This is a genomic window from Cysteiniphilum halobium (assembly GCF_003574425.1).
In the GTDB taxonomy this organism is placed as follows: domain Bacteria; phylum Pseudomonadota; class Gammaproteobacteria; order Francisellales; family Francisellaceae; genus Caedibacter; species Caedibacter halobius.
On sequence record NZ_KZ984542.1, the window covers coordinates 13491 to 34607 of the forward strand.

The window sequence follows — 21117 nt, forward strand, 5'->3', positions numbered from 1 at the left end:
AATGGATGAAAACTCAAGGAAATAAAACAGTGAAGAAACAACTAACAAAATTAATGGCTTTGTCGTTGACAGGCGCTATGGCAGTTGGGCTATCAGCTTGCGGTGGCGGTGGTGGCAGTAAAAGTGGCGCGCATAACACGCCAAGCACTGGCGAAATCAAGATATTTCCAACAGAGCGTACTGCGGCTTCTGTTATGGCACTTGAAGTTAATAATGTCAGTGGGATGGATAACTCAGGGAAGATATACATAGATGCTTTTCAAAATGATGATTACACGGTATATGATGGTAAAAGCAGTAATTCGTTCTGTACGCCAACAATTTGCTACAAATCTTGTGTGAGCGGTCAGTATATTAAACCAAGTGATTCATGCTTTATTTATATTGCCGCTAAGAATGTGGTTCCTTATGGTTCAGCACCTGTGACATTAAAAAATATTATTAGTATTACAAATAATGGCAAAGTGTATAATCTCAATTTAGTGTTAAATGGTATTTTATACGCGCTACCACAATATGATTATGCAGGATATAGCAGCCTTTTCATTAAAGAAAAAGACAAGACGGAATGGTCAGCACAATTAGGCAAAATTGTTGATAGTAATGATAATTACATCACTGTATCAGCATTAGGTATTAATAATTTTGGTATTCCTTTTTTCGCAGACAGCGTAAGAAATCAGATTTCTTCACAAGCTGATAATCCAAACAGTGGCGCATTTCAGAACTGGGGGAAAGCGCCTAGCATAACCAAGGTCAATACAATTGCTTTTGACAAGGATGATACCCCTTATATCGGTGGCGATGGCTCACATGATATTTACACATTGGGTAACGGCACGTGGTCAAGTATTGGCACACCAGACGCTGTTATCACTTCAATTAAACATATTGGATTTGATCAAAATGACACGATGGTAATTCAAGGAAAGCTACCTTCAACACCATCATTCTATATTAGAGCTGCCAATAAGACGTGGATTCAATCACAGAATATTAGTATGCCACAAGGGCTTACGAATGCAGTTCTTGGTTTTTCTGTTGCGCCTGATGGCAAGATTTATACTTCTTTAGCGAATCAAGGCAACACCTATAGCTATACCAATACATGGTCAAATGGCGATGGCAATGTTGTAGACGCTACAACTGAGGTCAATGGATTATACGCGGATAGTGCAGGCAATTTATTTGCAGCAGCGGGTGATAGCGTTTATGAAAAAGCCTCAGGCAGTAATGCTTGGGTAAGCTTAGGCAAGCCCGCACAGAGTAAAGTTTTAGCGATTGCTCAGGGTGTGATGTTGACGGTCACGGGTGACGTGGATTAAGAGAAAAAAGAAAGAGAAGAAAGAGAAGAAAGAGAAATGTTTAGCAGATACTTTTTACATTTTTTACGAAGTCCCTTAAGTCTTTTGTTGGCAAGCACGCTATTGTCTGCCTGTGCAACAAATGCCAAAGAGCCAGTGTCAACGCAAACCATCAAACCAACGGCTAGTGCTAAGGTTATTAAACCTGTATGCCCAGATGGTTTTTGTGTTGTTTCTAACAAGAGCTTAGCAACAGGTGACAGCAATGTGCAGTTATCACGCTATGTGACGACTTCAACGGCTATCAGTTCAAAGCAGATGAATCCATTGCAATTGGTTAGTGATTATCAATTTTCACAAAAGACAAGCAATGTGGAATCAGCAGTCACACAGATTTTGACAGCCAGTGGTTATCACCTTGACGATCAACAATCCCAAGGTGTACTACCATTATTGTCGTCTCCATTGGCAGTGAATCAATATAATCTGCATGCATTAACTGCCATAAGTGCGATTCAAACCTTGTTGGGTAATGATGTTTTAGTATCTGCTAATCCTATTACAAAGGCGGTTAGATTGAGCCTATCTGAGCGCTATATTGCACAAACAGGGCAATCAGCGAATAAAGTTAATAGGCTTGTTGATTTAACCGTCTTAAAAAACAAAAATAAAAAATCATCAAACGATCTTCATGATCAATGGCTGGTTTTAAGTGGTGATAATGAGATAACGCAACCACTTTCATTTTCTGGTGATGATTCAAATCTTGCAAACAATGACAAACAAGATGCAGAAAATAAGCAAAATGAGATTCAAGGGTTAGCCCATTACATCCTAGTTGTTTCTCCGTTTTTATCAGACGTACAAGCTCATCTCATTCAAAGTGCGTATGATCAACTAGGTTTTTCAATGGGCTTTATCAAGGCGGTTAAGTCACAACATTTAGTGGCTTACCGCAATGATAAAACACAACACGTTTGTGTTGCAGCGAGCAAAGCAAATGCACAATTATTTAGTCATAATACTGTCTTTTACGGTTTCAAAGGACAAAGTATCAGTGATGTTCTAACACACTGGCAAGCGCAAACTAAGGTTAAGATTGATGTATCGGATGTACCCGATTCAGTGCTTCATGCCAAATTAACGCAAAATCAAATTTTTAAAGGCAGCTTGTCGAATAGTGATTCCGTGGATAACGCTATCGACAATCTATTTCAAACCATTGCGTGGGAGAGAGGGGAAAAACAACATGGTTAAGCGTATGTTCAATTCAACAATGGGTGTAACATTCGGTTTATGTGCGCTATTGTCAACCTCGGCAAGTTTTGCCGATGATATGGCAGTAGCAGCCAACGGAGCAATGTCACCTAAGGTTTCAATCAATCAAACATTTAAAACAAATCACATTGATCTGCGCTTTTCCACGTTGTTAAAGGATGCGTTAAAGAATGGTGATAATCAAAAACTTCAACCTGTATTTTATTTTAATCAAAGCAGTGGGGTGATGGCGTATGCTTTGACCGACAAAGTTGCGCGCGCCTTATCAGACAAAGATCGCAATGTTTATCAACTCATCGCAGGGGAAAGTGTTAGAGAAACCATTAATCGATGGGCAAAATTTAATAACTATACGGTAGTTTATCAGACCGATGTTGATTTCCCAATTACACAAACGACAACGCTTTATGGGCAGTTTTTAAGTGAAGATGGTGGTTCTGTATTGGCACAACTATTGGCATCACTTCAAGGCACCACAAATCCATTAAAAGCAGTTGCCAAATCAAATCACGTTTTACTCATTCAAAGTGATCAATATTCACCAACCTTATTGACGCCAGCCGCTTAGGGGAAATTTCATGCAAAACAACACATACAAAAGTCATAATTGCACCCAAAAAACGTCAAAACAGCTATTTTTGACTAAAAATAACGCAAATATACATGGCTTTTTACGGCTAAATATAATGGCTATTTTATCATTTTCTATACTGGGTTTATCGGGTTGCGCGTTAAATATGAAAGCAACGGAAGATCAGGCAAATCATAATATTAAGGCAACAGACCATCTCGTTAATCAAGCGCAGATGAAGCCAAGTAGCGCATTGATTCAGTTTGACAAAGGAATCTTTGTTGCGGATAAGGCATTTAAGGTTAAGGAAAAACCACAGCCTTTGCCTCAAGTGTTTGATGAGGGATTTTATTTTAACAGTAATCAAAAGCTCACTTTAACACAGGTTTCTAATACCATTTCCGAGGAAACAGGGGTGATGATTCGTGTTTCAAATGATGCTAAAGCCTATATAGAAAATACCGACAAATCAACAGGTAAAAATGGAAGCAATCAAAGCAATGTCGTCAATAATCAACCGCCATTAACTGGTCATCAAGATGGTAAAGAAGATAACAAAGAACCAACAATGCAATTGCATTTTACAGGTACGCTAAAAGGGTTATTAAATCAAATCACCTCTAACAATGGCTTGTATTGGCAATATGATCACACTACAGGGATTGTGCAAATTTTCCATTATGAAACCAAGACATTTGAAATTGATTTATTGCAGGGTAAAACACAAGTCAAAGACACCATTAAAAACAGCAGCTCGAATGATACATTAACACCGCAACTAAGCAGTGTTGACTATGACTCTGGGCAAACCAACCAATGGCAGGCGGCGGTTGATGTACTAAATAATATTATTGGTGGTAGTGGTAGTATTGGCGCATCACCCGAGTCAGGTTATATCACTGTCACCACAACACCTGATTTAATGGCACAAGCAGCCAGCTATATTGATAGACTCAATAAAGCGGCAAGAAAGCGTATTGCGATTAAGGTAGATATTTATGATGTTGAGGCGACTAACGGTTCAAACTATGGCTTAAATTGGAATGCCATCTATAAAACCACAAGTGCTGCTTTGAATTGGGATACGACAGGGATGCCTAATGCGTTGCCGAATCCTTTTTCATCAACCATTCAAACAGCGATTGCAAAGGCGGCAATCAATTCAGGGATATTATCAGGCAGTCAGTTTATTTTTAGTGCTTTACAAAGTGTTGGTAAGACAACGTATGTTAAGGGAGATACGGCTTATACGGTCAATGGACATCCTACGGCTTTGAATATCAGCACATCAATTGCTTATGTTAAGGAACGTGATGTCACTGTTACAGGTGGCGATACTGGTAGTGTTCAGGCAAGCACGACACCTGGTACGATCAACACAGGCTTTTTACTTAAATTCATGCCACGCATCATCAAAGGTAATGAGGTGCTTTTAAATTTATCTGTTGGCATGTCGTCACTTAAAAGCATGCGTGAATCAAAAACAGGCTCAGGTGACAACGAGAGTTACGTTGAGCTGCCAACGACTGAATCAAAAAACTTTATGCAAGCCTTGCCGCTTGAATCAGGGCAATCATTTATTTTGGCAGCCTTTCATGATGACGGTGCCAGTGTCGGTGAAAACTCAATTGATGGTAAGCACTGGGCATTAGGCGGCAATAAAGCCACTTCTAAAGTGCATGATATGACGGTTGTTGTCGTCACACCTTACATTATCAGTAATAACTAGCCAGACAGGTGCGCAATATGTTAATCAGTGAACAATATCGACATTATGGCTTTAATGCCCGAATCACCAGTCAAAGCAGGCGGCAGTGGCTTAAGGAATTTAAAGGGATTAAGGCAAAACTAGGTGTTTACCTTGCCTCAGGTCAGTTAAGTTTGACGTATGCCGATGATGGCAAACTGGGTGCAAAAGGTAAGGTGTCTTTTGTTGGTGCTTTAGCGCATGTTTATCAAAATGCCATTGTGATTAGTGATCAGATTTTTAAGGATTCAAACGATGCGCAAAATCCGCAAAATGCGAAAAATGAGCAAGATAGGCAGAATGAGTCAAGCGCATTAAATAAAAGCTATTGGTTTGGCTGTGTTATTAATGGCAACTTAATTCCGACAGGATCAACTTTACCGAATCCGACAGGTGATGATGTCGCTTATTCCAGTGATTACTTTTTCAGTGAATCTAAGCTTTTTGAAATGCTACCTCTTTTGGTATCACAATTAAAAGAGCAGCTAAGTCAGGATAGTGCGATTAAAGTGATTTTAGCAGTAAATGATGACATTATTAGAAGCCAAATTGAGATGTTGTTATCTGTATTGTTGGTTGAACTAGAGGATATTGAACCTCTTTTAGCGACCTTTGAATTACTGCCTAAAAAACAACTATCTTCCTTAACTTTAAAGCCGATTAAACCAAGTGTGTCAGGTAGTAAGTTATTGGTGCTTATCATCGTGGTTGGGTTGATTATTGGTGGCTTTAGCTATTATCGACACCAACAGCAAGTACAATCTTTACAAAGCGCACGTGATGCTCAAATTCAGAGGAGTATTAGAGCGCGTCAAGCCAATTTAGCGATGTTGAAGTCAAACTTTATTCAAATGTTAAATAAAGTCAATGCTCACCGTGTCTTAACGGTCATTGATGATCAACTGAAAGCGCTTACTTATTTAAGCCAAGGATGGGTGCTTAATAGCATAGATTACACGCAAGATCAAAGAGATACACTCGTGTTGAACTATCATCGCTTAGGCTATGGCAATTTAAATGGTGTCCTTAAGCTTAATGAGACGTTAGGCTCACCAAAAATGGACATCGATCAAGGTGCCAACAATGCCAAGATGTATCTTCAGATTAAAACACTAAGTGTTTCTGACCAAGATCATCTCATCAATGCCAGTGCGTTTGACAATGCTTCATCCAGAGTGATGCAGATGAGCGCGTTTATTTCAGCGTTGCAGTCATCAACACAGCTCATTGGCACAACACTGAAATATCAACTACAAAGCAGTCAAATTAAAAACAACAAACAGGTGCAGGACATTCTTGTTACAGGCACGACATCATTAGGGCTTTTAGCATTAATTGACGCAGTTAAAGCAAAGCAGTTTGTCATCATTAACAGCTTGCATCTTTCATTTAATGACAAGGCGATCAGTGTCATTAATCAGTTTCAATTTAAAGGGGTTATTTATGAATAAGAGAGTAAAGTATTTAGCGAGCCTTGGTATCAGTTGTTTTGCGTTAAATATATATGCAGCAGATGCTTCAAATGCAACAAACATCAAAAAAACCAAAACCACTGAAAGCAATCCAACGATGCAGATTGATCAATTAACGCAGCAGATGCAGTTAGAACAAGCGCATAATGCGCTGTTAAGTGAACAGGTAAAGTCTGCGAAGTTAAAAGCTGATCTGGATCATCTTCAAACAAATGGTGATCCAGCCCTTTCAATGCAAGTGGATGTTTCTCCTACATCTTCTGCTTCTCCTACTTCTTCGGCACAGACAGCGAATGTTAGTAGTGCAACAAAACCGCAGATGACAGACTATGACCAAGGATTCAAGCTGATTCAGGTATCAGGTAATGCTAAAAATCCAACGGCTTTTATTCAATATCAAGGCAGTGTGGCGCAAGTTAAAAAGGGTGATGTAATTGCGGATATCTGGACGGTTCAAAAAATCACCTCGGCTTATGTTTTACTCATGAACCAGAAAAACAAAATAACACAGCAATTATATATTGCAGCAGCGCCACAGATATCTTCTAAAAAATCAGACAACAACGGATTTAATCCGTTTAATTAAGGGGTGAAATAATGGAATATCAACAGTTAAGCGATTTAAGCTATCGACCTAACCGTCTATTGTTTGAATCACAATTATGTAAAGAGGATAAAGCAGATTTTGCACTAGGCGAAGCCAATGGCACGCATTTTGTCGCATTGATTGATATTAATAAATGCCATGATCAAACCTTACTTAATCGCATTGCCAATTATCGCTTACAGGCAAAGTCGGAATATCAGCTAAATGACAGTAAAACCTACTTTGTAAAGCCCAGTGTGCTTGCCGAAGCTAGAAGTAAGGTTGACGATGGCACATTTTATGATGGCAAAAAACTACTGGCTGATTTTGATCAGTTATTGCAAATAGCGATCAATCGTAAAGTCACTGATATTCATGTCATTGTGCAGCCATTAGGCGCACGTATTGAATTTAGACAATTCAGAGAACTGGTGCTGTATAAAGAATATGATGTGCAATATATCAACTCACTGATAGCAGCGATCTATAATGACCAAGGTGAAGAGCAGTCCAAAGATGGTGAATTTAACCCATCAAAGATTCAACAGACAGTGATTGAACGCTTTATTGATCAAAAGAAATACCGTATTCGTTTTTCATCAATGAATATTGATTCAAGTAACGCAGGAGCAAATAAGCACTTACTTTCAGCTTACTATGCGCCACTACGTATTTTACCAACAGATATGAGTGCAATTAAACCCTTAGCTGAATTAGGCTATCGTCAAGATCAGCTTGCTTTGTTAACGCATACAATTTTAGCTGATTCAGGCGTTGTGATTTTTTCAGGGCAATTGAATTCGGGTAAATCAACGACACTTGGCTCATTGCTTAAAATAATTCGATTCAAATATCCGAGTAAGCGCGTTGTGTCAGTTGAATCACCGCCTGAGTATATTATTGATGGCGTGATGCAACACCCAGTGCATACCTCTGTTGATATGAGTGATCAAGAGATGTCACAAGCTTACAAACGTGCGATGAATGCCTGTGCCAGATCGGATATGAATATTGGTTTTATTAATGAGATTAGAAATGAAGATACCGCAGGATTTGCCAAATGGGTGGTTGAAGCAGGGCATTTATTTTTATCGACCGTTCATGCACAAAGCGCATTAGGTATTGTCAATCGCCTACAGTCGTTTGGCATTGAGCGCGACATTGTCTGCTCACCTAAGTTTATTCAGTTATTAGTCAATCAAGCCTTAATACAGACGCTATGTCCACATTGCGCTTTAGGTATTGATGCGACTACTAGTGAAGATGAAGATACTCAAGCGATGTTGTTAAGATTACATAGTATGCTTAAAACATATGTTCTCACCGATTATCTTTCTGCTATTCGGTTTAGAAATAAGCAAGGGTGTAGTCATTGCACTGGTGGTATTAACGGCTTAACAGTAGTTGCTGAAATGGTCAAGCCAACTGGCGAGCTGTTAACTTTACTCAGCCAAAATAAGCACATTGATGCTTATTTATACTGGCGTGGTCAGGGCGCGTTAACCGTAAAGGAATCTGCCATTTTAAAAGTCATCCAAGGCGAAGTGTGCCCAAGCTCATTAGAAGCAGAATTGGGTGCTATTAATGAAGTTGATATGCTCGACTCTTTAGGGGATGTATTTTTCAAAGAGATTTTATGTCCATTTTTAGAGAAATCATCTATTGAAAAAACAAGTGAGACACATCATGCAATGGTTTAATAGCATCAAACAGGTGACAAGTAAAGAAAGCAGAAATGCGTTCGCGCATTCAGCGCAACATAGAGTAAGTAACAGTCTCTATAGCCCGCTAAAACAACGCTTTATAGCCTTTCAGTTTAACACAAAGCAACGCACTGCTTTTTATGAAACGCTAATGATGTTGTTGGAGGTTGGCAGCTTTTCGAATGCTATTGCTCAGATGTTAGAGACTTACAGCAAACATGCACGTAAGTATTTTGATAACAGACAAGTCATGATTGAGGTTTTAAAAGACATTCAATATCGCCATAACAGTTTAGGTTTCAGCTCATTTGACGCGATGCGTCCTTATTTGCCAAAGACTGAGCTAATGATGCTTGCCAGTGCTAAGGAAATTGACAAAACAGCCATTGAGAACACTTTATCTGTTACACGCAAATTAAGCAGCATGAAAAAACGCATTAGCAAAAGCCTTGTGTCACCAATGGTGAATTTTGCTGCGATGATTGGCTTGTTAATGATGGTGCATTTCACCTTAAAGCCTGTCGTTGAAAGCACAGGTAAAATGGCAAGTTTAGCGGCTAGTACCAAAGTATTGTTTGGTTTGAGTGATTTAATCGTAAATCAATACATTGTTCTGGTATTGGCAGTCATTATTTTATCGATTGCCGTAATCATTACTTTACCGCAAGTGACCGCGCAATGGCGTATTGTGATTCTTGATAAGTTACCTGTTTTTTCAATTTACAAAAAAGTCATGATGATCCGTTTTCTGATTACCTTAGCCTTGATGCTCAAAGGTAATGATAAAAACAGGACAAGTCGTTTACCGATTCCTGAATCGATTAAAAGCATGGTGCGTTTTAGTAATCGCTATTTGTGTTTTTTTATTCATCGTCAACAACAGCTTATTACTCAAGGTAAAAGCTCAGGCGAGGTTTTAACACAAAGCGGATTATTCGCAAAAGACACTGTCGCCATGATTGAGATGTACAGCAAGTCCAATCAGTTAGAGCGGGGGATTTATGCGCTAGGGCACGATTATTTAGATAAGCAGATTGAAAAGATGGAGTCTACCTTTCAGGTGATCAACTACCTATTTTTAGTGGGATTAGGGGCATTTATGGCATGGTATGCGATGCTGATTTTCAGCTTGCAGAGTGCGTTTTCAGGTTAATTCAATGGATCAAAGAGGAGAGTATAAAGTGATTAATTCAGGCAGCTTAAAAAATAAAGGTAAGCAACATAAGCAATATAAGCAATACAAACAACATCGACAAGGTGGCTGGGGCTTAATTGAAATTATTATTGTGCTAGCGATTATTTCCATCTTAGTGGTGTTAGTGATTGCATTAGGCACCAAAGCAACCAGTAAGGCTAAAGATCAAAACATTACAGATACTGTTGAATTCATCTCGAAAGGCATTAATGAGATGTATGCTTCAACGGGGAATTACACAGGTTTAGTGACAGCAGATGCAATTCCCTTGGCACCTAAGAATATTTTGCATGGGGCAGGAGCTGCTCAAGTGATGGGTACACCTTGGTATGGTGGCAATAATGCCTCAACCATCACTCTTGAACCGACACCAACCAATAGTCAGTTTATCGTGACATTGAATCAAATCCCGAATGATGATTGCACCAAGATTGGCGGGGCATTTTTTAATGTGGCTGCATCAATTTCAGCTAATGCAGTAGTTGCTGCGAATCCGCATGCTTTGGCAACACAATGTGCAGCGGGTGCAGGAGGCAATTCTGATTTAGCGCTGACGTTTAATTGATCATTGCAAAGTATTAAAAGACAAAAGGTAATTGACATGGCACAGCAATCTATACAACCAAACAGATCAAAGGCTTTGAAAGCGAATAAACAAAGAAAACAAAGCAAAGAGCAAGGCTTTATGCTGTTGTCTTTGGTTTTTGTATTAATGATTGTCTCAATGATGGTTGTAACTTATTACTGGCATCAAGCCGAAGAAGAGCGCGCCACTAAAGCTAAAATATTAGGAAACCAACTAGCTGAATATGTCTCTGCGGTTGAAGCAAGGCTCTCAGGTGATACCACGTTTGCGGTTGGCAACTATGCGGATTTGAACTTTTTGAAAAGTGCTACCTGTCATGGTGGTACTTCACCGAATGATTATGTGCCGTGTGATTTTGCTTTTACGATGTTTCAGCATGATTTAATGGCGAATAATCCAGTGACACAGGTAACAAATATCACAAACCCACGCAAAACAGCGACAATTACCTTGTCAGCCATTAGCAAATTAGACGGCAATGCGCGTGTAATCTCCCCTTATTTAGCAGCAATTGTTTTAAGTGCTGCTAAGGCGCATTTAGGGGCGGATCAGCATGCTGTTTATAACGGTGCTGCCACATGGCATTTTGATCGTGCAACGGCAGTCATTAGCGTTGATGTTAATGTGGTTGGCACCAATAGCGTGTGGTTGAGAACCGATGGTGGCAATATGATGTTGGCTGATTTGCACTTTGATCCAACACAGCCTGTTAATCATCGACAAATTGATAATGTATCTAATATCAATATAAACAATGCCGATGCCCAGATTAATGGCAATGGGAATTTGACAATACAAAGTATTGGTCAAATGAATCAGGTGGCAGCCGAGCTTATGCAGAAAGCCACGAATAATTACCAAGTCACGGCAGGACAACAGGCGTATATTGGTGGCAATGTTGCCAAGTTGGTCGGTGATGCTCAGGCTGATGTTGCCAGCGGCAGCAATCAGATCACGATTGACCCAAGTAAAATCACCTTTACAGGGGTGGATTTTGATGACAACAGCACAACAACTAATCTCAACTCAAGCATTACCAATATTAATCGCAATAATGGTCAGGTGTATTTAGGAAATCAGTCAGGAGTTGCGGGTGATTCAAATGTCACCGTTAATGATATGACGATTCATGCCAATATCAATGGTAAACAAGATCAGAAGTTAAGTGATTTAATAAAAAATATAGGAATAGAACCTCACGATGGTTATTGCAGCAATAAATGCGTTAACCTCCCATTTTCAGTCACCACAGGAAGAACAGGACATGCACAGCTTACTATTTATGGTGGCTCACGAAGTGTTTATGGCGGTGCCTATATATTGCTTAGGTTAAAGCACAATGGAACGGTACTAAAGCAGTATGGAATCACAATGAATGAGCATGAGGGAACCTATGCCATTGCTAACCCTATGTTTCAGTATGACTTTAAGGGTGCAATTAACACCACATACACAGGGTTTGCAGTCGCTGATGATGGTGGGGGTAATAGAGACCCACAATATTTAGGTTGGTCATATATTCCATATTGAAGATTTGACAATAGAAATAACCAACAAAAAAAGAAAAAAATAGGAGAAAAGAATGAAATACAAACCAAAAGAAATCCACAAAGTAATTGCTAACGGCAAAGTAGGCTTCAAAGTCATCGCATGGGATGAGACTTACTCACAAAAAGGCGAGGAAATGACGACAGTAACGCTATTGCTTGAAGATAGCAGTGGAGTGACGAAAGAAATCAAAGATCACTTTTTAAATTCTGAAAAGATGATTTTTAAGTTAGGGATTTTTGCCAAAGCAATTGGCGTTTATGACAAGTATATGACATGTGAATTAGAAGAAAGCGATGTGTTGAATAAGACTGGGCATTGCAAAATTGATCGAATTGATAATCCATTTAAGGACGCTCAAACAGAGAAAATTATTGCGATTACTGAATACTACGAGAAGAAGTAAAAACAGTAAATAATTGAAGTGAAAGAATACAGGTAAATAAAGGCATAGAGGTGTGGTGATGAGCCAAGAAAACAACAGCAACCAAGAGATAAAAGAAAACAAAGAGCGTGTCGGGGATGTTTCAGATGATTCACTGATGAATGGTGATGATACTGCTTCTGGCTCAGCTCAAAAGAATAATGGCGCATATCATCACCCATCACTTATGCAAGCTGTTTTGGGTTTGTTTGGCTTTGGTAGTCGTAGATCGAGCAACACCAAAAAAACGGATAAAAATCCATATAACAGTGAAACACAAAAAAGCACAGTCAAATCAACTAAAAATAATGTTGTAGATAATGCTAAAAATTGCCAAGACGAACCAAGCAAACAATCTACAAAAGATAGTAAAGTAAAAGGCAGCGCAAAAAGCACAAATAAAACAAATAAAACAAAAAGTAAAAAGCCATTTTACCTATTTATTGTTGTTTTTGCGGTAGTCATTATCATTGTATGGGCGACATCATTTAGTGGTGGCACATCTTCACAAACTGCGCCATCGATGGAATCTATGCCAACGGTGAATAAATCTGCTGCCACAGATCACATTAAAAAGACAATGGCAGCTAGTATAAAACAGCCATCTCAGGCAGCTATCTTGCCAACTTCGTCAGAAGATACGAGTACCACAGGAAATAGTGCCGAAGCACATGCGACACCAAGCATGAGTATTGGTGTGACAGACAAGAATTTAACGCAAATTTCAACTCTGTATCATGAAAACACTAAGGTGTTATTAAAAGCGATTGAATCACTTAAAACTGAGATTCAAGCACAAGCTAAATTGATTCAAAACTTACAAACCGATAACCAGAATTTACAGCAAGCGATTGCGACTAATCGGGCGCAAATTGGATCAGTCAATGAGGCGGTTAAATCTGTCAGTGACAATCAGCAGTCTTTTGTTTCACATGCTGATTTTGTGAACTATGCCAAGGCAAATACTCACGCACTTGATGGCATTGCTCAATTAATCCAAAAGGGATTCGCTCATAAAGGACTAGCCTCTAGTGCTGATTTACCATTTGAGGTAACAGGTTTTACCACGTTAGTGGATAGTGGTTCTTGTCAGGTAATGACCAGTCATGATGGCGTTTATCAAGGTGTTTTAATCGGTGATTCACTGATGGGATGGGCGTTAAAAAGTAGCAATTGCAATAATCATATTGCGGTATTCACCCAAGGTTCAAAACAAGTTGTGGTTGGAGGTGTGCAATGATTTTTTTGCGTTATTTACGTTATATTTCAATGTTAAGTGTTGCTACCTTGTTATGTAGTGCAAGTTTCGGTGATGTGGTATTAGGTAACAATACCAATGAAAACAACGATAGTGCAAACAACGCACCCAGTGCTAAGATGCTTGAAAACAATAAGCAGCTTGTCGCTGTTGGTTTAACCAAAGTTGACAACCTTGTGCCAAGTGACATTGATATTAATGGCATTAAGCTCACGGTTGCCCAAAAGCATCAAGCAGTTGTTTGGGGATTATCTGAGCAACAAGAGCAGCGTTATGTCGCTTTAATGCGTGGCAAGATGGGCTTTTATTACAGAGCGAATCAAACCGATTTATCACCTGTTGAGATTTTAGGGATGGCAGCTAACAGCGATAAAGAACGCAACCAATATGCCGAACAATATGCCAAGCTTGATAATGACAAAGTGGGTAGAGAACTGGCATGGAGTCATGCAGCATTTGATGCAAAGCGCAAGCTATATTCAAATATGCCGATGGTGAAAGCCTTTGATTATAAACCTTTTTCGCCTTACAACCGTCAGCCTGTTACTTTAAAGCAAGGTGATAGCTTTAACCTATTTTTCACCTTATCAGATTCAATGTCTTATGTGATGACGTACCTGTTAAGACGCATGGGTGATAATCCAAATTTTACCTTAAATGTTTACATCAAAAATGCGACAGCAACTGAGGTTCAGCAATGGGCGCATGATCAAAATATCCCCTTTGCTGATGTAGCCAGTGGCAAGATCACGTTAAATAACCAAAGTCCGTTGTTTGTTCAGTTTAAGTCATTGCCGTATGCGTTTAAAGTGACACGTAACGATAAAGGTCAGCGCATTAGTGAAGTTGTTAATCTGGGGAGTTTTTAAGATGTTTTACTGCCAAAAGACCTTGGCATTGAGCTTGATGCTATTGTTTACAACCAGCGTATATGCAGAGGTTAAGCTACGGATTAATCCAGATGCCGATGTGCATAGTCAGGCTTTTCAAAGTGCAGTGATGAATGCGTTTGATAAAAAGCAAAACGCACAGCTTACTAATAGCACACAAGAGATTCAAAAAGCCAATCATCAATTACTGGAAACAGCAACAGCGGATAATTTCAAAGCAAAATACCAACATACAACGACTAAAGCCTTTCAATTTGTCAGTAATAACAGCCCATTAACCGTTGGTGTGCAACCGAATATAGACAAGCCACAAAAAATAAGTCGTCCTTTGTATTTCATGGGTGCGGATAAAGTGTCTTTACATTGGTATCAAGCCAACAAAGCGGTTTTAAACAAACTCAATGCCACAGGGTTTGCATTGAATGTTAGTGCAAATCAGCTAAAGACCTTAAATGAACAGTTAGGCATTCATTTAGTCAATGCAAGTACACAAGGGTTGGCGCAATCATTTAATGTCACACATTATCCGTTTTTAGTGACGGCTAAAGGCATTTTTCAATAAGGTAGCAGGGGATATTTAGCGATGGCAAAGAGCAATCAAAGCAGCAACAACAATGCACCGATTCGCAAATCATTTAAGCGCAAGCTATCTACGACCATTCCGCAGAGCATTACTTTTGCGTGGGTTATTTGCATGATCGTTAGTTGTTACACATGGTCAAGCAATGGCTTTAACTCAGCCTTGATTAACGCCCAAGAAAAGGTGCTTGTTCAGCGCATATTTTTATTAGGCAACGCGCATTTTATCTGGAGTTGGGGATACTTAAAGGGCATGGACAGTTGGCGTGATGTCAAAAACCATGTTGAGCAAACACAAAGCTATCAGACAGCCGTTGATCAATTACACAAGACAGATTGGTCAGATAATTTTTTAAGCCGTAGCGTGCTATCGTCTTTCCCATTTTTAAGCACATGGTGGCGATATATAAAAGCGTTTTTTATCTTGGCTTGGCAAAATTTACTTTACGTTTTACTGAAATTAGCCGAGAGCATCTTTTTTATTCCAGTGATTATTTTATCGATGATTGCGGGCTTTTTTGACGGTTGGATAGTGGGGCGCAATATTCGCAAAGCTGAACACGATTCAGAATCTGCCTTTAGGTTTCACAAATTTATTTTGTTTTTGCCGTTGGTGTTATCGGGTGTTTTGACCTTGCATTTAGTGCTGCCTTTTGAGGTCGCACCCGCACTCTTGTGCTTGGTGTTAATGTTCATTGCCTTTTACTACTCTGGATTTGCAGCCCAGAGATTCAAACAGAAGCTTTAAGGTTACGACAGGAGGAAATATGTCAGTCATTCAAAAGATGCCCATGCGGTGGGTTGGGGTTCTTTTACTTATACTGTCGGCAAACGGTTTATGTTTCGCGCAAAGTGGAGTTAAAAGTAATCTAACGCGCATGATGTTGGTTAATGAGATAAGCCAGATAAATGCTGCCATTTATGTCGCACGTGAAGCTGACAAAGCACAGAAAAAGCAAATTGAAAATGGGGTTGTTCGAGACGTTTTCCATTTCAGCGCATGGCGTGATAGTCAGGGAATTTTACATCAAGGCTTAATTGATGATTTGCAGTCGATTAAACAGGGTATTCAAGCCTATTTAAAGCCAGAAGTGATGCCGATTGTTCAGATTAAGGCATTACATGGTGATTACACGCATATACAAAAAGCAGCATCAAAAAACACTGCAATCAAGCAAGACAACGAGGGTTAAAGCAATGGCGTTTAGCATTCCAGATACAGCAAGCATTATTAAGTTCTTTGAGCAAGGGGCTGGGGTCAATGTTGGCAGCATTGAGATGTTGGTCAAAGGCACTGCGTCCATTTTATGTATTGTATGGGCGGGTTGGGTGATTAGCGCCTTGATTAAAGACGAACAGGTCGATGGATGGGAGTTGGCATCACGTGGCACCTTAATTGTCGTCATTGTTAGCGTGTTTATGGTAACGCTTTGGGCAGCTTATTAGTAATAACAAAAAAATCAAACAACATAAGAAAGAGGTGAAGAATGAGAACTGTAAAAAACATTAAAAAAAGCATTGTCGCTGCGATTGCAATATTCGTTGCGCTGTTGTCACGATTGAGCTTTGCTGATGATTCGATTATTCCAACGGTCGATACTGGACAGCAAGGTAAAAGTTGGATGTATACCTTTAATTACTATATGGCTAACTATGCAGCACCGATTGTTTTATATGGTGGCTCGATTTTCTTATTAGCCAGTTCTTGTTGGGGGATGTATGGCGGTTACAAAAAATATCAACAATCGCAAGACTTTGGCGAGTTTAAAAATTCCTTAGTTGGCGGGGTATTGATGATTACGATTGCGGTCATTCTATTTGCTTTTGGTGGTCAGATATTAACGAAATGGCAAGCGTCGATCAGTTAATGTTTTAAGGGGATAGTCGCATGAAAACACCAAGTTCCACAGGATTAACACACGCTTATCCAATGTTTAAAGGTTGCTCAATTGAAGAGATTGGCATGCTGTTATTGGTATGTATTGTGATTGTATTAGGGATTCATGTGTTGATCACATTGGTATTAGCCTTTAGCACACATATTGCATGGAATTATTTTCGTTTTGGCTTAATTGCTGTGGTTGTGATTGCTGTGTTGGCATTGCGATTTGTTGCTATTCCTTGGTTTGCAAGCAAAAAGAAAGGCAAACCGAATAACTTTTGGCGTTTAGGATTAGCTAAGAAATTTAATTCAGGGTTGCAATTAAGGCGTACTGGTTTCTGGGATACACGGCTAATGATTAATGATGATGCAAGTATCAAGAAGAGCAAAAAAACTAAAAAAAGTTAAAGAAAAGCAAAAGAAGTAAAAGAAGCAAAAGAATTAAAAAGAGTAGGTGGGATTAATATGATGGAATTTATCAGGTCAATATTGGCAGGGTTATCGCGCAAGACACAGGTTGATGTGTTTAGTGTGTGGCGTTATGACCAGTTCTTAAAAACCGTGATTAAAATATTATGGGTGGTTATTTTTATACTGGTTTTTGTGATTTATCTTTTATATCGCGGCTGGTCAAATGCGCCAACCTTAGAGCGGTTTCATATATCCCCTGCTTTGGCGCAAGTCGGTGGTCAAGTGACACCTAACACAGTCACCAAAAGTGATGTCTTTAACTTTGGCTATCAGATATTTGTGTCTCTTAATACTTTTCCTGATTCTGTTGCTAAAAACTATCCTGAGAATATCAAGCATTTTCAGTATTACCTCTCAGCCAATTATCGCAAGTCAGTTATTGAAGATATGAACATTCAGGTTAACGATCTGGTGAACAATACCGCGTCACATACTTATACACTCATGAATAATATTTTTAGTGATACGTATATCAATCAGCATGTAACAGAAGTCAGACCGCATATTTGGGATGTTAGCTTTATTTTAAAAGAGCAGATTACCACCTCAAATTTAAGCATCTCAAGCACCTATAAAGAATACACGCTGCAAGTGTCGATGGTGGCACCAAATGTTCAGTATAACGTGTTTGGATTGCAGCTTGATGGCGTGGTATCTGTCAAAGAACTCTCGCAGGAGGAAGTCAATGCGCTATTGTCTTAATTTTCCTAGATTTCATTACTTACCTACTTGTTGCAAGGTGTTTTTGACGCTGATGACTTTGATTGTTGCGATAAGTGGCTTAGTAAAAATAGCTTTTGCTGATGATTTTAGCAATTCAAGTAATTGTCAGGTAATTCAGTGGTCAGATATGCCGATTACTTTAAACCTACCTGTCAACAACCAAGTCGTTATCCATTTTAATCACCCGCTTTATACTGAGCATGTTAAGACGACTTTAACCAGTGATGAAGTCGATCTCGTCAATAATGGCGGCTCACTATATGTTACGGCTAAAAAAGCCTTTCAGCCGACACTGTATCCAGTAAATTTGACGGACACTAAAACGACCGTGATGTTGCAGTTTAAAGGGGTAGAGACAACTACATCAACTGATTCATCAAGTAACAACGCATCTTTGACCCCTTTGACCCCTTTGACACCGTTGTGCTATACGATTGTGACGCACACACAAAAAGCGGGAGAGAACACAGGCAGCGCAAATGCGCCCTTAATGAGCAATACAAATTCAATAGCAGCAGCAAGTGAACTCAGTACCAGCTTTGATGGTACAAACAACCAAGCAAGACAAATCATTCCAAGCCCTATTAGCTTAACCCGCTTTGCCATTCAGCAGTTAGGCAATCCTCGTTTAAGGGAGCGGGTAAGTAATATTTATCGCACACCGATGCAGTCGCAAAAGATTATTGATCTTTACCCAATTACTACGATTGAGTCGTTACCTAAAGTGCAGTGGCAATCAGGTAATTTATACGTCACGACGGTTTTATTGGTCAACATGAGTCCTATTAAACAGGTGCTTGATCCACGATTGGTGCATGGTTATTTCTTATCGGCAAGTTTTTATCCCACAAACGTGTTAAGTCCGTTAAATAGTAAAGGCAGTAGCAATCAAACATGGCTTATTGTGGTTTCTAATCTTCCATTTCATCAAGCTATTCACACGTTTAATCCGTTTGCCAGAGATGCAGCAGATGCGGGAGGTGTTCAATGAGTAATAAAAATCAAACCAAGCCTAAAATGAGCATGGGCAAAAAAGCACTTATCGGGATTGGTGGTGCTTTAGCTGTTGTACTTATTTTAAGTTATATCGGCAGCACGTCAGGTGGTGGCAGTAATAACGGTAGCTATCAAGGTGGGGATTTGAATGCCTATAATGCCAAAGCAGGGGTGGGTATTAAGCAATTAGCTGCCAATTACAAGATTGCAAGTAAGCAATTAACAGCATTGCAAGCACAACTGCTCCAGATGCAGCAGTCACTTAAAAAAGCCAAAGAAGATAATGGAAATAATACCAGCGGTGCAAACAGTCAGAAGCTTGAAAGTCTCGCACAGCAAAACAGCAGCTTAAATGATCAGATGCAGGCACTGCAATCACAACTGGCGCAATTAAAGGCGACAGGTAGGATTCAAGACAGTACCAATCAAAATAACCAGACAGGCAGCTATCCAGTTAATGCAGAGGACAATAGCAATAATGACAATACTGCTCATCTAGCGACAACCACATCATCACCACATGTTTTAAGCAATGTGCCTGATTTAGCGTTAGTCAGTATAAGCAATGATAGTAATACAAAAAGCAGTCACCGCACCAATAATGACAACAGCAGTGATCGTAACAATCCATTAGCCAAAAATACGGTCGGCAGCTATAACAACGGCACAAGTGACAGTAAAAGCGCAAAGGACGCAAAAAACGCAAAAAACAAAGGCATTCCTTACTATCGCATCCCCGAGGGGGCAACTGTTCCCGATGTAAAGTTAATGACGAGCATTCAAGCTGAGGTGCCAGTTAATGGTCAGCTTGTCGAGCAACCTTTTTCTTTTAAAGCGGTGATAGGACGCAAAGCAATTTTAGCGTCTCGTGGTGTGACACTGCCACCTGATTTGCGCGGTATTATCGTTGAGGGTTACACATGGGGCAATGCTCAGTTAAGCTGCGCCAGAGGATACGTCACAGGCATGTTATTCAACTGGGCAGATGGCACTTATACCTATGTCGGTAAATCAATGACCAGTAACAAGCGCTTTGATTTTAACGATGATGTTTTAGCAACTTTATCTACGGCTAATGGTGATGTGTGCATTCATGGAACAGTCGTCAACAATCCCGCACCTGTGATTACAAATCTTGCGTTAATGGGGGCATTAAGTAAGGGAGGCGATGCCGTATCCAGCGCCAGCCAATCACAACTTGTTAATGGGGCGGGCACGATTGAAATCACTAAGAACTTAGCAAGTAGCATAGCAGGAGGATTGGTGTCAGGCGGTGCTTCGCAAACCAATGACTGGTACAAAAGCCGTATTGGTCATATTTACGATATTGTCTATATTCCTGCTGCCAAGGGCAAAAAGATCGCTACGGTTTCCTTACTAATCAATAAAGACATTGTCATCAACAAAGACACAACACAACGCATTATTTATCCGCATAACATCAATTCGGGAGTAATCAGTCATGCATTGGATTAAGACGATTAAGAAAACTAACATTTTAGCAATCACTTTCAGTTTTGGAATGTTATTACTAGGCGGTTGTTCCACGCAAATCAATCCCAATGATATGCCGCCATCGAGCATGTCCATGCAAGCGATTTATCAGTCGGTGAATAGTGACAATGGCGAAGATAGTTTGAACGCAATAAATAATGGTAGCAACGGCAGTAATATTCAAAGCGACAAAGCGGTAGCGCAAAGTGTGCATTATGCAGCGTACACCGCCACGGCACAAAACAATATTAATGATCTCTTTAAGCAATATCCAAATCCGAACATTCCAATTTATATCTATCCACATTTAGCTTTTATCGATGGCACTGAAAGCCCAATTCCCGCCTATACCACCAGTTTTTATTTATATCGCGAAAATCACTATGCGATGCCACAAGAGGATTATTGAT

Annotated in this window: 23 protein-coding genes; all 23 read left to right on the plus strand. The window is 39.7% G+C overall.

The features are described 5' to 3' along the window. Nucleotides 1-5 precede the first annotated feature (5 nt). The 23 genes from DNK85_RS01110 to DNK85_RS01220 all read left to right on the plus strand — a co-directional run bounded on the left by DNK85_RS01110 (nucleotide 6) and on the right by DNK85_RS01220 (nucleotide 21116). On the plus strand, nucleotides 6-1325 hold the full coding sequence (locus tag DNK85_RS01110; RefSeq protein WP_119327745.1) for a hypothetical protein: 1320 nt from the start codon (nucleotides 6-8) through the stop codon (nucleotides 1323-1325). Between the two features lie 36 nt (nucleotides 1326-1361). Then, nucleotides 1362-2561, plus strand: a complete 1200-nt coding sequence (locus DNK85_RS01115; protein ID WP_119327746.1) for a hypothetical protein — start codon at nucleotides 1362-1364, stop codon at nucleotides 2559-2561. After that, entirely contained in the window at nucleotides 2554-3150 is a 597-nt protein-coding gene (locus DNK85_RS01120) for a TcpQ domain-containing protein (protein WP_119327747.1), read from the plus strand. Before DNK85_RS01115 ends, DNK85_RS01120 begins: the two co-directional genes overlap by 8 nt. A gap of 118 nt (nucleotides 3151-3268) precedes the next feature. Continuing rightward, nucleotides 3269-4882: a hypothetical protein gene (locus DNK85_RS01125; protein ID WP_162896451.1), complete on the plus strand. Its 1614-nt coding sequence runs from the start codon at nucleotides 3269-3271 to the stop codon at nucleotides 4880-4882. A 17-nt stretch (nucleotides 4883-4899) separates the two neighbouring features. Next, complete coding sequence (locus tag DNK85_RS01130) at nucleotides 4900-6351, plus strand: type 4b pilus protein PilO2 (protein WP_119327749.1); 1452 nt, start codon at nucleotides 4900-4902, stop codon at nucleotides 6349-6351. Further along, on the plus strand, nucleotides 6344-6958 hold the full coding sequence (pilP, locus tag DNK85_RS01135; protein WP_162896452.1) for a type IV pilus biogenesis protein PilP: 615 nt from the start codon (nucleotides 6344-6346) through the stop codon (nucleotides 6956-6958). Before DNK85_RS01130 ends, pilP begins: the two co-directional genes overlap by 8 nt. A gap of 11 nt (nucleotides 6959-6969) precedes the next feature. Next, nucleotides 6970-8658, plus strand: coding sequence for a GspE/PulE family protein (locus tag DNK85_RS01140; RefSeq protein WP_119327751.1), 1689 nt, complete (start codon nucleotides 6970-6972; stop codon nucleotides 8656-8658). Then, the gene (locus tag DNK85_RS01145; protein ID WP_119327752.1) at nucleotides 8645-9814 is read left to right on the plus strand and encodes a type II secretion system F family protein; all 1170 of its coding nucleotides are present in this window, start codon (nucleotides 8645-8647) and stop codon (nucleotides 9812-9814) included. The genes DNK85_RS01140 and DNK85_RS01145 overlap by 14 nt, the downstream gene beginning before the upstream one ends. A gap of 4 nt (nucleotides 9815-9818) precedes the next feature. Continuing rightward, entirely contained in the window at nucleotides 9819-10421 is a 603-nt protein-coding gene (locus DNK85_RS01150; protein ID WP_119327753.1) for a type 4 pilus major pilin, read from the plus strand. Nucleotides 10422-10457: 36 nt separating this feature from the next. Next, nucleotides 10458-11972, plus strand: a complete 1515-nt coding sequence (locus DNK85_RS01155) for a hypothetical protein (protein WP_119327754.1) — start codon at nucleotides 10458-10460, stop codon at nucleotides 11970-11972. Nucleotides 11973-12024: 52 nt separating this feature from the next. Continuing rightward, on the plus strand, nucleotides 12025-12396 hold the full coding sequence (locus DNK85_RS01160) for a hypothetical protein (RefSeq protein WP_119327755.1): 372 nt from the start codon (nucleotides 12025-12027) through the stop codon (nucleotides 12394-12396). A gap of 58 nt (nucleotides 12397-12454) precedes the next feature. Next, nucleotides 12455-13654: a hypothetical protein gene (locus DNK85_RS01165; RefSeq protein WP_119327756.1), complete on the plus strand. Its 1200-nt coding sequence runs from the start codon at nucleotides 12455-12457 to the stop codon at nucleotides 13652-13654. Then, on the plus strand, nucleotides 13651-14541 hold the full coding sequence (locus DNK85_RS01170; RefSeq protein ID WP_119327757.1) for a TIGR03759 family integrating conjugative element protein: 891 nt from the start codon (nucleotides 13651-13653) through the stop codon (nucleotides 14539-14541). The genes DNK85_RS01165 and DNK85_RS01170 overlap by 4 nt, the downstream gene beginning before the upstream one ends. Before the next feature lies 1 nt (nucleotide 14542). Then, nucleotides 14543-15124, plus strand: coding sequence for a PFL_4695 family integrating conjugative element protein (locus DNK85_RS01175; protein WP_119327758.1), 582 nt, complete (start codon nucleotides 14543-14545; stop codon nucleotides 15122-15124). A gap of 21 nt (nucleotides 15125-15145) precedes the next feature. Further along, entirely contained in the window at nucleotides 15146-15889 is a 744-nt protein-coding gene (locus DNK85_RS01180) for an IncC plasmid conjugative DNA transfer DtrJ family protein (RefSeq protein WP_119327759.1), read from the plus strand. Nucleotides 15890-15908: 19 nt separating this feature from the next. Beyond that, nucleotides 15909-16334 carry an RAQPRD family integrative conjugative element protein gene (locus DNK85_RS01185; RefSeq protein ID WP_119327760.1) on the plus strand — a complete coding sequence of 142 codons (426 nt, stop codon included), beginning with the start codon at nucleotides 15909-15911 and terminating at the stop codon, nucleotides 16332-16334. Nucleotides 16335-16338: 4 nt separating this feature from the next. After that, a complete protein-coding gene (locus DNK85_RS01190; protein ID WP_119327761.1) occupies nucleotides 16339-16587 on the plus strand; it encodes a hypothetical protein in 249 nt (82 codons plus the stop codon). Nucleotides 16588-16628: 41 nt separating this feature from the next. Next, nucleotides 16629-17009 carry a hypothetical protein gene (locus DNK85_RS01195; protein ID WP_119327762.1) on the plus strand — a complete coding sequence of 127 codons (381 nt, stop codon included), beginning with the start codon at nucleotides 16629-16631 and terminating at the stop codon, nucleotides 17007-17009. A 20-nt stretch (nucleotides 17010-17029) separates the two neighbouring features. After that, a complete protein-coding gene (locus DNK85_RS01200) occupies nucleotides 17030-17431 on the plus strand; it encodes a DUF3487 family protein (RefSeq protein WP_119327763.1) in 402 nt (133 codons plus the stop codon). A gap of 57 nt (nucleotides 17432-17488) precedes the next feature. Continuing rightward, a complete protein-coding gene (locus DNK85_RS01205) occupies nucleotides 17489-18196 on the plus strand; it encodes a DUF2895 family protein (RefSeq protein WP_119327764.1) in 708 nt (235 codons plus the stop codon). A 52-nt stretch (nucleotides 18197-18248) separates the two neighbouring features. Continuing rightward, nucleotides 18249-19208, plus strand: a complete 960-nt coding sequence (locus DNK85_RS01210) for a DUF3438 family protein (protein ID WP_162896453.1) — start codon at nucleotides 18249-18251, stop codon at nucleotides 19206-19208. Continuing rightward, entirely contained in the window at nucleotides 19205-20689 is a 1485-nt protein-coding gene (locus DNK85_RS01215; protein WP_119327766.1) for a hypothetical protein, read from the plus strand. The genes DNK85_RS01210 and DNK85_RS01215 overlap by 4 nt, the downstream gene beginning before the upstream one ends. Next, a complete protein-coding gene (locus tag DNK85_RS01220; RefSeq protein WP_119327767.1) occupies nucleotides 20676-21116 on the plus strand; it encodes a TIGR03751 family conjugal transfer lipoprotein in 441 nt (146 codons plus the stop codon). Before DNK85_RS01215 ends, DNK85_RS01220 begins: the two co-directional genes overlap by 14 nt. Nucleotide 21117 lies beyond the last annotated feature (1 nt).